Here is a 13680-nt window from a genome sequence, read left to right on the forward strand (position 1 = left end):
ATGGCTCTGGAGCTTTTTACTATTTGGAAGGATTCACTTGGAGTTCGGTATAGCCAGTCGAGTCGTCCATCGCTCTGGTAAACTCAAGTTTTGAGTAAGAATGGATGATCAATTCTGCGGTAGTATCAATCACTGTGCCTTCCAACAAATGCCCACCCCAAACTCGTCCTTCACGATCAGACACCGAGATATGAACGTGTTGATGTTCAGGCGTTAGGGTTCCCATCAACGAAACGATTTCAAATGGCTCTTGTTTGGTTAACGTACTCTCTGCACCTGCCAAACGAAGGTTGAGGTCAGAGACACAGCCAACGCATGAAGCAATCGAGCCTGCTTTGATACCATACTGCTCGACCAATTTCGCTAGGTTCAGCTTTAAGTCCATGCCTTTGGTAAGACGTACCGCTATCACTTCAATCGACATGTCACTTCCTAATCAAAACCAGCAAGCAGGAAAGCGCCGTATCCAAATCGGAATAACGTTTGGCTTTGCCAAGCACGCGCATGCCTTGCATGTTGTTGAGAACAAAACGAGCAAGCTCTTCTGGTTTCAGCGTTTTCGGCACTAAGGTTTCTTTTTGCGCATTGATCAGCGCATCCGCAATGATGTCGATAAGATGGTCAAATAAGAAATGCCCTTTACGCAGTACGTCATCGTCTTCACCTGCATGCTCAATCAACGCATTTTGAATAAAGCACCCACAGTTGCGTTTGCGTTGCAGCTCAGCAAAAGATTTAAGGAACGATTCCAACTCAGGTAAAGACGCGTCGTCTTTTTCCAAATCATTGAGTGACGGTAGCGAGACCTTTTTTAAGTAAGTATCGAGCGCTTCGTAGTAGAGCTGTTGCTTGTCACCATAGGTGTTATAAAGACTGAAGCGGTTGATGTTCAACTCGTCGGTGAGATCCGAGATCGACGTGTTCGCAAAGCCCTTGCGCCAAAACACATCCATAGCCACGAGAAGCTTTTCATCTCGGTCGAAGTTGGCTTTTCTTGCCATAAGTTACCTGCCTGGGTCTGCTTATCGGGTAATTAAATTGCTTTGGAGGGATGGTACAGAGAACCTCTAGCGTTCGAACTGAACCAATATGATGAATACCCATCTATTCTTGGGTATCAGCCTCCAAATTCATGTGAACTCACAAACGGCATCAAAAATCTCGCTCAGCAAACAGACCCACAACTGTTTGAAAATTTTTGATAGTGAAGTTCTTGACTGATCGTTTATAAACTGGCTACAGTATATCCTAACCAATCGGTTAGAAAAAGATAAAAGGATGTGAAATGAAGCTCTATGAAACCGCAATGACTCCAAGTTGTAAGCGAGTTAGCATTTTTCTAAAGGAAATCGGTGGCGAGGTTGAGCGAATTGCGCTGAACGTTCGTGAGGGCGATAACCTATCTGAACCGTTTAAATCGAAAAGCGTGAATGGCAAAGTGCCTCTGCTGGAACTGGATGATGGTACGACGATCTGTGAAAGCGTGGCGATTTGTCGCTACCTAGATGAAGCGTTTGAAAATGATCTTGCGCTGTTTGGTGCTAACCAGCTCGAACGTGCTCAGGTGGAAATGTGGCATCGCGTTGTCGAATTCCAAGGTTTGTACACGGCTTTTCAGGCGTTTCGCAATATCACCGCAATATACCAAGACCGTGAAAACTGTGTGGCTGCGTGGGGTGACGAGTCGAAATCCCGCGTATTAGAATTCCTGCCAATTCTCGACAAGCGTCTGTCAGAGAGCGAGCACATCGCCACGGACAACTTCACCATCGTAGACATTACCGGCTACATTTTTGTTGGTTTTGCCGTAAATGGTTTGAGTATTGAAGTGTTCGAAACCTACCCGAATATTGCGCGTTGGTTTGAACAAGTATCGGTGCGTGAAGCGTTTCAAGGCTAACTTCTAGCGTGATTTTTCTAAGCAGCAAGGCTTTTGTAGACTTGCTGCTTTTTGTCGTTTTAAGCGCAAAGATCTTCAATTTGTTCAGGTTTTCTCTTCTTTTTCTGCCTTTCTCCTATAATTAACTCTGTTAATGAAACAACATCAATTGGCTCTCACGGCGTTTTGGAACCTTGAGTTCTTAGTTTGTAGACGTCCCAATCATTATTGGACTTCACCAAGTAATGAAGGACACCAAGCGACAAGGAGAGGTTATGCGTGTTCGAAGTAAAACCATCAATGGCGTGTTGTGTACGCTGCTCGTAGCGTCCGTGTGCGGACTCGTTGCCATGTATCAGAACCATAGTCAGCAGCATCAACAAATCGAGTTGCTGCGTGGGCAATTGATGGAAAAAGAAAACCAAATCGTCATCTCGAATGAGGCGTTGTCTTACACTCGTTATCAACATCAACTTTTAGCGGAAGATTACAGCCGTTTCAGAGATGCCCAATCCATGAGTAGCGTACTGCAATAGAACAAACAGGCAAGGAGAGGTATGAAGTCCATATTGTTGGTCGACGACAGCAAAACGGTCCTGCTCTACATGACCAGTGCATTGCAAAAGCAAGGGTACGAGGTCATTGCCGTTGAAGATGGTGAGTCTGCGTTAGAAGTGCTGACTCACCGAACTGACATTCAGTTTGTCCTCAGTGATTTGATGATGCCGGGCATCAGTGGTATTGAGCTTTGCCGTGAGCTTAAATCGTCGGCGTTTTCCCGTTATATCTTCTTTGTGCTTCTCTCTTCCCGTAACGATCAAGAATCCATCATCAAAGGCATGGATGCAGGCGCCGATGACTTTGTCGACAAGAAAACGTCTGTAGAGGAACTACAAGCGCGTATCCGAGCGGGCTTTCGTACCTTAGAACTGCACAATACGCTCATGACAAAAAACCAAGAGCTCGATTTAGCGTATCAAACCATTCAGCAGGATTTGGACTCTGCTGGAGAGTTAATGGGGCAACTGTTGCCAGTGGAAGAACAAATTCACACGGCACAATTTAGCTTCACTTATGTTCCTTGTACCAAGATCGGTGGGGATATGTTGGGCTATGTCGAGCTCGATGAGTCCCACGTTGCGTTTTATGTCTTCGATGTTTCCGGGCACGGTATTTCTTCGGCGTTAATGGCATTCTCGATTCAACAAACTTTGTCACAACGTAACAAATCGGAGTCGATAACGTTAGACTGGAGCGACAACGAGTACCGCATCAGTGAGCCTGCTGCCGTGATTGAAAGGCTTAATCGACGCTACCAGCAAACGCAAAACAGCAAGCTCTATTTCACTATCGAATATGCCGTGTTGAACACCGAAACTGGTGAACTGAACTATTGCACAGCAGGGCACCCTAAATTTGTTTGGCAACAGACGGAACACAACTGCTTGGAACTTGTTGGCGACAACAACTTCATCGTCGGGGCATTGGAGCCGATGATGTACCAAGGTGGAAGTATCCAACTCAAGCCTAATGACGCGCTTTGGTTTTTCTCCGATGGCTTATTGGAAGCCAAGCAAGGCGAGGAGCTTTACGGCATTGACCGGCTGCTATCCAACATCGAAGAGAGTAAAGCGATGCCAGAAAAGGCACAGACCAATGCCGTTTTGGAGCAAGTGCAAAACTGGCAAGGAAAACCAGAAATCGACGATGATGTGAGCTTGTTGAAAGTGCAATGGTTGGGCTGTGCACAATCGCAAGCTGTTAGGTCGACAAGTTCGGTATTCCAGAAATCCTATCAAGCGTCTTTAGAAGCTTCACGCCAAGCGAGTCTCGAATTGGTTGAGTTCCTTCAACAAACTTCGGTTTCTTCTCACGTCACGCAAACTCTAGAGTTATGCGTGGTTGAGTTGATGAACAATGCTTTCATCCATGCCTATCAAGAACAAAGCGGAAAAACGGTTGAGTTAGAATGCGAACTAACACAAGGTGAGCAGCACAACATAGAAGTGCGCGTATTTGATTATGGCAATCGCATTTCTGATGAAACCTTTCAAAGTTACACCTCAAAGCAAATTGAGACGCCAAATCTATTCGATGAAGAGAGTTGGATGCCTTCAGGACGAGGCTTGATGCTCATAGCCCAAATGACAAGCGGGTTTTCTGTATCACATCAAGGGGATCGCAATTGTTTTACGGTCGTAATGGCGTCGAAATCGTAACTTTTTGCTTGTGATACTGCTTAAATCTTCCTCTTACACGCATGTTTTTGTGCGCGCTAATCGATTGCCTAAACTTTATTTTTTCTGCCCGTTTTGAGTTAACCCTGCGTTAACTTTCCCCGTCGTATATTCGCCGTCAACCGATGGAGAGTCAGGGCTTCTGCCTCTTGTCATCGTGATTTTTCTCTCGTTTGTAGTTGGGAAATAAAAAATGAAGGCGAAAGGTTTTACCTTAATTGAGTTGGTCGTGGTCATTGTCATCTTAGGTATTTTATCTGTGACGGCAGCGCCTCGATTCTTGAATTTGCAAGATGATGCGAGAAACGCGGCAATTGCTGGGTTAAGAGGGGCGATGAATGGTGCGATGGGCATTGTTTACGGCAAAGCGGCGTTGATGGGTGTAGAACGCGCAAAAGAGGCTAATCTAGATACTGATGGCACAGGTACGCTTGATTTGGCTATCGCCTACGGATACCCAAAAGCGACCTTAAATGACCTATCTATTGTGGTGCAAGGCTTGAGAGAAGACTGGGCACATAAAGAAATCCCTGGCAGCGCTTCAATTCATTTCGGCATTGCGGGTTATGACAAAACTTGTATCAAGTACACGCAAGCCGGTGCGACTAGCGCAGCAACAGCCGTGGTTATCAAAGATCCGGCAGAGTGCAGTGGGTTAACAAAATGATTCTTAGAGCCACTTTTTAAAGTGGCTTTTTTGTGCTCAAAAGTTGTGCGTATTCCCTTAAAAAGTTCCCTTAAAAGCCTCTTAAAACATACCGTTATGGTGACGATAAAAATTAATCATTAAAACGGGGGCTGGCGTTAACTTAGCGTTAACCATGAGAAATTTAAGATATGACTCATATCACACACTGTGCCTCTTAAAGCGTTGGCTTTGAGATGGAATTTAACCTTGTTAATGATTAACAGGAAGTAGAGGCGAGTGTCATTAAACGTGTTGGTCAGCGAACTACGTGAATACCAACTCAATAAAAACACTTATAAAGGTCTCTTAATGTCAGATTTCAACTTGTTGTACCAACCAAAACTAAAAGATGGCGTGATCGTTGGTCTTGAAGCTTTGCTACGACCAGTCGACGTTGAAAAAACACTACCTGAATTTTTCGCCGAAGTGAAAGACAACATGGCGCTTGATCTAGCTGTGATGAAGCGTTGTTTGGAAGACATCGCGAAGTTTGACATTCAAATTCCGGTGTCCATCAACATCTACCCAACCAGTGTTTTGAATGATTACTTTGTCTTCAGTGCGATCAAGCAGCTAAAAGGAAAGAACGTTTCTTTAGAGTTGGTTGAGCATCAAGGTGTTGAGCTGAGTGACGAATTTCTTAGTCATGTGGCGCTGCTAAAAGACAACGGGATCAAGCTGTCTATTGATGATTTCGGTAAAGATTTCGCGAGAGCGGATTTGGCGCTTACTATCGGCGCGGATGAAGTCAAATTTGACCGTTCGTTGGTTCATGACATTGAGAAAAACTACAGCAAATTTAAGCACCTGTCGTTTTTGTACTCAAAGATCAAAACGCTATGTACACACAAAGTTGTTTTTGAAGGTGTTGAGAATAAGCGTCAAAAAGAACTGATCGAATTGTTTGCCGAAAAGCCAACGATTCAAGGTTTCTACTTCTATCCAGCAATGCCGCTAGAGGAGATTGTTGAGCTAGATTGCTTTTCCAACCTTGAGCAAGAGGCACCCGTAGAAGCACTGCTGCGAATGAGCTTGGATTTAGATTACAAGCTTTATAACTTTCTGATTGAAAACAATATTGAAGATGTACAGAGCGAAGAAGTGAATCGCTTTATTGAAGACCATGACATCTTGGGAGTCGTGCACAACGAAGACGTGAAAACGACTCTGAGCAACCTAAGAGACATCTATTTCAATAATACATCGATTATTGCGAATGGCGTTGTGTCGATGCTCGATTCAGCTGAGAAGCTGGTCATCATGAGAAACGAGCAAGGTGTGGTGATTTTTGATAACGCGGCACACCGAGAGTTGGTCGGAACCAGTATCGTTGGTGTGAAACCGCAAGAGATCATCCACGAAAACGAAAGCTACCGTTTGTGCTTAGAGAAAGATAAGAACTTGCTGCAAGACGAACATCTTATGTTCCACAAAGACAAAGAGTTTTTCGAGGGCATTGAGTACGACACGATTCGCGAAAAGATGGTCTACAACGGCAAGAAATTCATCATTGCAACTGTTTGTCCGTCGAATACTGGACTAATGGATGTAACCAAGGATGAGTTGACCAAGTGTTATACCCGTTCGTTCTTAAAGTACCACTTAGCGTCATACGATAATCGTATCGTGGCTTTTCTTGATATGAATGGCTTTAAAGCGATAAACGACAACTATGGACATCGCATTGGTGATAATTGTTTGGTGGATTTCGCGTGTTTATTACGTTCATCGCTGCGCGAAAAAGATGTGGTGATTCGCTACGGTGGCGATGAATTTGTGATTGTCTTTGACTCTTCAGCATACGAAGACATTGAAAATCGATTGAACGCACTAAACGCGAAAATGGCGCGTTACTTTGTAGAAAAAGGTTTTGATTTGTCATTCGCGTACGGCTTATCAAAAGTCGTGAATCACGATATTGATGCTGCGATTGAGTTAGCTGACAAGAACATGTACTCGGCAAAACGACGCTTTAAGCGCCAATTAAGTGTGGATTACGTTATCTAAAACTTTCTAACAGGGATGTTGTAAATGTTAGGAGTTTTAAATGAAAAACAAAGGTTTTACTCTCATTGAAATGATCGTGGTGATTGTGATTTTAGGCGTGTTAGCGGTGACAGCGGCTCCTAAGTTCATGGGATTACAATCCGACGCGAGAATCGCAACACTGCAAGCGACCAAAGGCGCTATTGAGTCCTCGTTTGCTATGTTTTCTGCCAAGTCAGAAATACCGTCTACTGAGATTCAACCTTGTGATTACCACAAGCAAATGCGCTGTATGGTCATTGATGGTCAGCAAATTCGTTTAACCAATGCTGATAATTATCCATGGTTTGATGTCTTTCCGAATCAAGCGTTGTCACAGTTCAAAGCTTTGGTGAATGTTGACGTTTCTCCTCTTAACGATGATTTGCACGGTGAAGACAAACTCAACTTTGAAACGGATTACGACGGCGGCTTTTGGATCTTCCCACAGTTTTATGGCGATTGGAGTGAACTCGATACACTGCGTTGCCGAATCCACTACACGCCAGCAACGGCAAGTAGAACAGGGCACAGTATTACAACACTGGAAACTGAAGATTGTTAATAACGAGCGAAACGTAAATGGAAGTCACGCACAAACATGTTCTGCTGGTGGACGACAATGTTGAACTAGCAAAAACCATTATGGAATATCTGGAGCTGCATGGTATTCACAGCGACCATGCAGCCAATGGGGTCATGGCATTACAGTTGGCACGATCGGATGAATACGATCTGGTGATATTGGATGTGAATTTACCTCATTTATCCGGCATCAAAGTCTGTGAAACCCTTCGTGCTGATGGCATCGATTTACCCGTCCTGATGCTCACCGCAAGAAGTGAACTCAGCGACAAGCTTAAAGGGTTCAGTGCTGGTGCGGATGACTACATGGTAAAGCCCTTCGCGCTAGAAGAGTTAATGGCCCGTGTTCTTGCGCTGTTGAAGCGAAGTAGCGGTACGCCAGATCGTTTAGTGGTGGACGATTTGGTGTTAGATATCACCCAGAGGCAAGCTTATCGGGCGGGAATCGCTCTAACGTTATCACCGACTTGCTACAATATTTTAAAAGTGATGATGAGCGCTAGTCCTTCACCAGTAAGTCGAAGTAAGATAATGCGATTGGTCTGGGGCGATGCGTCACCAGAGAGTAACAGCTTGAAAGTTCACATGTTTAAGCTGCGTCAGGCGGTGGATAAGGGGCAAAACACCAAGCTTATTCATACGCTTCCTAACTTTGGCTATGTGCTCAAGTCCGAGTCGCGGCATCAATAGGAAAATCATCAGTGAAGATCAAAGACAGTCTTAGAGTGTACGTCATCACCGTCTCTGCGGTGTTAGGGTTAATCCTTGCCGTTGTTGCGGGCTCTTATAGCACCTATAACCTCTATACTGGTATCGATCTTGTGACCAAAGGTGTCATGCTGGTGAAAGCGGAAACGGAAGAGCCGCAAGCAGGCAAACCCATCATCAACCCGCCATTTATCATCACGGCCAACTGGGATGATTTACCCTTGGCATTTCAACTCAAGTTTGTTGAAAAAGAACTCGCGGTAGGGAAGTTATTTAAAGCGACTGAGACTGAGTATCGCGCAGGGAGAAACGCCAACCGCTTTATCTATCTGTTGATCAAAAGTGAAGTGGATGCCCAAACCAAATTTGTCGCAGTCAAAATCAACAAAAACGCCTTCGATGATTTCGCCGACACGCTAAATATCAACTTGCTGCCTCAATTAGATTACATCGTTGTTTTTGTTACCGTACTGCTGATCTTCTTTTTGGTTGGGGTATTTACCATCATCAAGAGAATCACCAAACCGGTTGAAGAGCTGAAAAACTGGGCAATCAATATTCGAGAGAAAGACGATTTATCCAAGGTTCCGGACTTTAAGTTTTCTGAGCTCAACATGATGGCGCGAGTTATCAACTCCTCGGTTTCGGCGGTCCGAAAAAGTGTCCGTAAAGAGCAAGACTTCATTCGTTATGCCAGCCATGAGCTAAGAACGCCAATTGCGGTTATTCGCTCTAATTCGGAATTGATGAAAAAGATGATCGCCAGTGATATGCCTAAAGAGCGTTTACTGAAGAATCTACAGCGAATCGAAAACAACAGCTTAGCCATGTCCGATTTGTGTGACAGTTTGTTATGGCTCAACCATGAAAAGTCAACAGAACTCAGAGAAACGATGACCAGTCTGGGCGTATTAACCGAACAGGTCGTGAACGAGCAAAGATACTTGTTATCTGGAAAGAAGGTAGAGGTTGAAACCTCGGTCGATAGCTTTGAATGTTTGCACTTAGAAGGAATGTGCAAAATCGTGATTACCAATCTTGTGCGCAATGCCTTTCAGCACACCAATGAAGGTGAGGTCATCATCAAACAGCAAGGGCTGGAAGTACAAGTGATCAATCGAGATAAACAAAAAGACCTGACTCATGAAACGACGGGGTTTGGTTTGGGTTTGCTGATCATCAAGAAAATCTGCGACAAGTATTACTGGCAGTATGAAGAACAAGTGCTGGAAGATGGTCGCGCAGTGAAAGTGACGTTTGTTTAAAGGGCAATTCTTAGCATGAAAACAAGTGTAGGCATGAAAAACAAAGGCTTTACATTGATTGAACTCGTTATCGCTATCGTGATTTTGGGTATTCTCGCCGTGGTTGCTGCGCCGAGATTCCTGAACCTGCAAAAGGATTCAAAGGTTGCGGTTATGGAGACGGTTGAAGCAGCAATGCGAGCAGGTCTAGAAATGGTGCATACGCGTGCCATTGTCGAAGGTTTGGATCAAGGTGAGCAAGAGATCGTCATCAATGGTGTTGTGGTTCCGCTTAGAGATGGTTACCCACGCGTAGACGGTAATGATTCATTCGATGACATGAACAAACAAGTCTTAGCTTGGCTCAATATTGATGCGGTGTCTTTAACTACGGCTCAAAAAGATCCCAATGCTGCTGATCTGTTTACTGACAAAAGCACGCCAAACAACCAAATCTATATTTTCTTCACTTCTGATTTGGATAAGAAAAGCGTCAACTTCCAATGCCAAGTGATGTACCAAAACATCACCACTCCAGAAGTAAGATTACTGACTGACGCTTGCTAGATATCGTTGAGGGGTTACTTCAAGACAAACCCAAAGTTTTTGATGGTTTGGAGTAGCTTCTCTTCGTAATTATCATCAAGTGCGTGCCTTAATTTGAACATGTGCACTTTTAAGCTGTTGGTGTCTGGCTGTTCATCTCCCCATACCTTCTGGATTAAGTCTTCACGACTGATGGGATTTGGAGTGGCGCGCAGCAAGACTTCTAGAATGCGATAGCCAGTAGGAGAGAGTTTGAGTTCATCGCTACCACGCATGACATGGCGCTCTTTCACGTTCATTTTTAAGTCTTTCAACTGCAGAAGGTTCACTTCGCCACTGCGTCGTCGAGAGAGCACTTTGACGCGCATTAACAGCTCTTCAAAGGCAAACGGTTTGGTGAGATAGTCATCAGCGCCAGCTTCAAAGCCAACGATTTTGTCATCTAGCGTGTCCCGCGCAGTCAGCATAATAATGGGGACATCACTGCCTTGTTCTCGTAATTTCTTACACACCTCTATGCCGGACATGCGTGGCAAATTCAGATCCAATATCACGACATCGTGGTGAGTCTTGGCTATTAACTCTAAAGCGGCTACGCCGTTCGAGACATGATCACAGCTAATGTCTTCAAGCTCAAAGTGTTCGACAGTGGTTTCTGCCAGTTCCAAGTTATCTTCGACCAAAAGCAATTGAAGTGTATTTGAGCGCGTCACATTTTTCTCCAGCAGAATGCGGTAAGCGAAGTATAGATTATTAAGCCAGAATCGCAGAAAAACAAATACTTAAATAGAAATTTTAGGTCACGATAACGGTCACTTTAACCAGTTGATAACCCACGAAATGCTAATTTAGCAACCAATTGAATGAATGGAGTTTGCAATGAGACGCTCTACTAACTTTAAGGTGGCATTGTTGGCAACGTGCAATATGCTTTTCTGGGCGTCGATTGCTGTGTCTACGGTTGCGCTATCAAGGCCGAACATTTCTATAGAAGTTCTAGTCTCACTACTTTTTATTGCAGGAGTCTTTACGTGGGCAACGATATATTGGTTGGTTCATAACTGTGTGAAACCCATTACGTGCATTACCAATGATATCGAGCGTATGAATCAGACTGGAAGCGTTGTACCTATCGCCAATATTTATGGGGAAGAATATGAGGCATTGCTTGTGGCGGTGAACAAAGCGATGAGATTGGCACAGGGTGAGAAACAAGAGCGCTAAGTGACCATAATCAAACAAATTCTGGTGCTATGCTTTAACGATGACATAAGAAAGGTAAGGGGCCATTAAACATGTCGCAAATCGAAATCAAATTGGAGCGTCCACGCGTCGAATTGCTGTTTGCCAAATATAAAGATCAAATCGGAGATGACTTTCCGGGCTATCGTAATCATGTTTATCGAACCATCACTTATGCGATGCATTTCCTCGGCAATGATGAGCAGTACGAGCAGTTAGTTGAAACGGCATTTGTTTATCACGACATTGGTTTGTGGACTGACCATGAATTGGCTTATCTCGAGCCTTCTGAAGCGGTTGCTTTGGCAGATAATGAACACTTTGAGTGGGGGTTAGATCCTGATGCTTTGCGCGGTGCGATTCATTGGCACCATAAGATTTCGCCGTATAAAGGGCCGCACCAGAAAGTTATCGAAGCATGCCGAAAAGCAGACTGGATTGATGCAACCAAAGGCAGCGTTCGTAAGGGGTTGAGTAAAGAAGTCATTGCAGAAGTGGAAGCGGCATTTCCAAACTTGGGCTTTCATGACACTTTGCTGCGCCTTGCAAAAGACTATGGCGGTTCAACGCTCGTAGGCGGCGTTAAAGTGACGTTGGGTATCGTTAAGTGGTAATTCGTCTTCTGCCTTAACCGTGAGTAAATATAAGCACGAAAATATAGATAACCAAAAAACAGAAACAACTACGAAATCAAAAATGCCGAGGTGATGCAGTTCACTTCGGCATTTGTCTTTTTGAATAGGGAGGTTATGCGCTGACTTCTTGCTGCATGATTTGTTGATTGAAAGCGAGAGGGTCTTTCAAGATGGCACGCCCAACAGCTGCCAAATCGAGCCAACCGTTGTTTACTGCTTGGTCGATGTACTCTGCGCTTTCAATTCCACCAACACCAATGATAGGAACACCCAAGTCCGCTTGCTTGAGGAAGGTGGACTCTGATACCAGATAGCCTTCGCCGCGGCGATCTTTAGGTCGATTCCATCCCCCAATGCCAGATGACACATCAATGATGTCTATGCCTGCTTTGATCAGCAACTGGCACACTTCTACCATGTCTTCTTGGGTTAATCCTTCTGGGTAAAGGTCTTGACCGGGGATTCGCACCATTACCCCAATGTTGCTATTGGCTTTGATTGCTTCGATGATCTCGACCACCAAACGAGTACGGTTTTCTAATGAGCCACCGTATTGATCATCACGCTGGTTTGTCACTGGAGAAAGAACTTGGTTCAAGCCATACCCGTGGGCACAGTGCAGTTCGACAAAATCAAAACCGGCCTTGTCCGCACGAAGCGCAGCGTCGATAAAGTTCTGACGCCAAACAAGCATGTCTTCCAACGTCATTGCTTTTGGCTGTGGCAACTCGCGATCGTAAGCGGGAACGGTTATGCCGGAAGGTCCCATTAAATCAGGGCATACCTCTAACTGCGCTTTACCGCCGCAATGAGTGATCTGAAAGCCTGCTTTTGCACCGCGAGCATGAATGACTTTTGCGATCGATTGCATTCCCTCAATGCAGTCATCGCTGTGTGCACCTAACTGGTTCGGTTCACTTCGGCCAGTAAAATCCACAAAGCTGTATTCCACCATCACAAGACCCGCACCCGATTGCGCCAGTTTGTCATAGTGTTGAATAGTGGTTTGGGTGGCAATGCCATCGGTTGTCGCGGTTTGAGAGGCCATCGGTGGCACAACCAAACGATTGTTGAGTTGGTGTTTCGCGACGTTCAATGGAGTAAAGCGAGTCATACGATCCCTCGTGATATCGAAATAAGAGCAAACATTCTATGTCACTTTGCCAAGAATATGAGTGCGAATCTTCTGTTTCAATCCGAATACTTCGAATTTCTATCTTACATTTTCATAAATTACGCTAATTTAATTTTACTCATTACCGATCTTCGCTGAACTGAAGCATCACGTTTTTGTGCGTCGACAATAAGCACGATGACAGAAGAAAGAACACCGGAACCCGATAAAAGAAGAGGTGTGTATGTGGAAGGTTCGTGAGGTCAGTCCGACAGATTTTGAAGCTATTAACCGGCTTAACTTCGAGCAGTTAACTGGGCATTGTATGTTTCAATCGAGTTCAATATCTAGCTCAATACTTGAAAGCGGAAAGAACGAGAAAAAGTCACGTAGGGCGCTCGATTTTAGCCAATCTCGGATCACCAACCTCTATTACACGCCAGAGACGTTTTGTGCACAAATTCTCGACCAAGGCGTGTTGTTCTGCCTTATCGAAAATGCGCGTAATCGGCCAGCGGGTTATCTCTGCGTTCGGATGTGCAAACCTGATGGCAAGCAAGTTTATGCGTCAGGAGTGATGGTTTCTAACCTCTATTTTTGTGTAGAGCGTTTTTATCTCTCGCGCCGAGATAACCATCCGGAACTCGGAAAAAAGCTGTTTGAACACTTCGAACAATGGCGTGCGCGAATCTTAAATGTTCAAAAGCAATAACATAAAGAATTTGGAAAAACGCAAGATAGCTTAAGCCGTTATATCGCAGCAGTACCACGTCCCGA

General features: G+C 44.6%; 16 protein-coding genes. 12 read left to right on the forward strand and 4 right to left on the reverse strand.

Annotated elements, in window-relative coordinates; all coding sequences use genetic code 11:
• Positions 1-19 precede the first annotated feature (19 nt).
• Together KIT90_RS19765 and KIT90_RS19770 are read right to left on the reverse strand one after the other, a co-directional pair.
• A complete protein-coding gene (locus KIT90_RS19765; RefSeq protein ID WP_285378219.1) occupies positions 20-424 on the reverse strand; it encodes a PPC domain-containing DNA-binding protein in 405 nt (134 codons plus the stop codon).
• 1 nt (position 425) lies between these two features.
• Positions 426-1001 carry a TetR/AcrR family transcriptional regulator gene (locus tag KIT90_RS19770; protein ID WP_285378221.1) on the reverse strand — a complete coding sequence of 192 codons (576 nt, stop codon included), beginning with the start codon at positions 999-1001 and terminating at the stop codon, positions 426-428.
• A 284-nt stretch (positions 1002-1285) separates the two neighbouring features.
• Between KIT90_RS19770 and KIT90_RS19775 the strand changes: the two genes are divergently transcribed.
• The 9 genes from KIT90_RS19775 (at position 1286) to KIT90_RS19815 (ending at position 9933) form a co-directional block, all read left to right on the forward strand.
• On the forward strand, positions 1286-1900 hold the full coding sequence (locus KIT90_RS19775) for a glutathione S-transferase (protein ID WP_005450075.1): 615 nt from the start codon (positions 1286-1288) through the stop codon (positions 1898-1900).
• Positions 1901-2154: 254 nt separating this feature from the next.
• Positions 2155-2415, forward strand: coding sequence for a hypothetical protein (locus tag KIT90_RS19780; protein WP_005443088.1), 261 nt, complete (start codon positions 2155-2157; stop codon positions 2413-2415).
• 21 nt (positions 2416-2436) lie between these two features.
• Positions 2437-4098 (forward strand): SpoIIE family protein phosphatase, encoded by a 1662-nt coding sequence (locus tag KIT90_RS19785; protein ID WP_285378223.1) that lies wholly within the window; start codon positions 2437-2439, stop codon positions 4096-4098.
• 211 nt (positions 4099-4309) lie between these two features.
• Positions 4310-4783, forward strand: coding sequence for a type II secretion system protein (locus KIT90_RS19790; RefSeq protein WP_020197318.1), 474 nt, complete (start codon positions 4310-4312; stop codon positions 4781-4783).
• A gap of 330 nt (positions 4784-5113) precedes the next feature.
• Positions 5114-6811, forward strand: coding sequence for a GGDEF domain-containing protein (locus tag KIT90_RS19795; RefSeq protein WP_285378225.1), 1698 nt, complete (start codon positions 5114-5116; stop codon positions 6809-6811).
• Positions 6812-6851: 40 nt separating this feature from the next.
• Positions 6852-7394 (forward strand): prepilin-type N-terminal cleavage/methylation domain-containing protein, encoded by a 543-nt coding sequence (locus tag KIT90_RS19800; protein WP_009704587.1) that lies wholly within the window; start codon positions 6852-6854, stop codon positions 7392-7394.
• A gap of 17 nt (positions 7395-7411) precedes the next feature.
• Positions 7412-8104, forward strand: coding sequence for a response regulator transcription factor (locus KIT90_RS19805; protein ID WP_020197321.1), 693 nt, complete (start codon positions 7412-7414; stop codon positions 8102-8104).
• Positions 8105-8115: 11 nt separating this feature from the next.
• Entirely contained in the window at positions 8116-9387 is a 1272-nt protein-coding gene (locus tag KIT90_RS27950) for a HAMP domain-containing sensor histidine kinase (RefSeq protein WP_041053241.1), read from the forward strand.
• A gap of 15 nt (positions 9388-9402) precedes the next feature.
• Positions 9403-9933: a type II secretion system protein gene (locus KIT90_RS19815; protein WP_009704584.1), complete on the forward strand. Its 531-nt coding sequence runs from the start codon at positions 9403-9405 to the stop codon at positions 9931-9933.
• Between the two features lie 14 nt (positions 9934-9947).
• Here KIT90_RS19815 and KIT90_RS19820 read toward each other — a convergent pair whose 3' ends face one another.
• Complete coding sequence (locus KIT90_RS19820; protein ID WP_009704583.1) at positions 9948-10625, reverse strand: response regulator transcription factor; 678 nt, start codon at positions 10623-10625, stop codon at positions 9948-9950.
• Positions 10626-10791: 166 nt separating this feature from the next.
• Here KIT90_RS19820 and KIT90_RS19825 point away from each other — a divergent pair, with 166 nt between their 5' ends.
• Both KIT90_RS19825 and KIT90_RS19830 read left to right on the forward strand, forming a co-directional pair.
• Complete coding sequence (locus KIT90_RS19825) at positions 10792-11136, forward strand: hypothetical protein (RefSeq protein WP_078609339.1); 345 nt, start codon at positions 10792-10794, stop codon at positions 11134-11136.
• 71 nt (positions 11137-11207) lie between these two features.
• Positions 11208-11768: a hypothetical protein gene (locus KIT90_RS19830; RefSeq protein WP_009704581.1), complete on the forward strand. Its 561-nt coding sequence runs from the start codon at positions 11208-11210 to the stop codon at positions 11766-11768.
• A gap of 133 nt (positions 11769-11901) precedes the next feature.
• Here the strand turns inward: KIT90_RS19830 and KIT90_RS19835 are convergent, their stop codons facing one another.
• The gene (locus KIT90_RS19835) at positions 11902-12903 is read right to left on the reverse strand and encodes an NADH:flavin oxidoreductase (protein WP_285378231.1); all 1002 of its coding nucleotides are present in this window, start codon (positions 12901-12903) and stop codon (positions 11902-11904) included.
• Positions 12904-13147: 244 nt separating this feature from the next.
• Between KIT90_RS19835 and KIT90_RS19840 the strand changes: the two genes are divergently transcribed.
• Positions 13148-13615 carry a hypothetical protein gene (locus KIT90_RS19840; protein WP_285378233.1) on the forward strand — a complete coding sequence of 156 codons (468 nt, stop codon included), beginning with the start codon at positions 13148-13150 and terminating at the stop codon, positions 13613-13615.
• Positions 13616-13680 lie beyond the last annotated feature (65 nt).

The sequence above is a fragment of the Vibrio sp. B172a genome (assembly GCF_030248355.1).
GTDB classification, from domain to species: domain Bacteria; phylum Pseudomonadota; class Gammaproteobacteria; order Enterobacterales; family Vibrionaceae; genus Vibrio; species Vibrio owensii.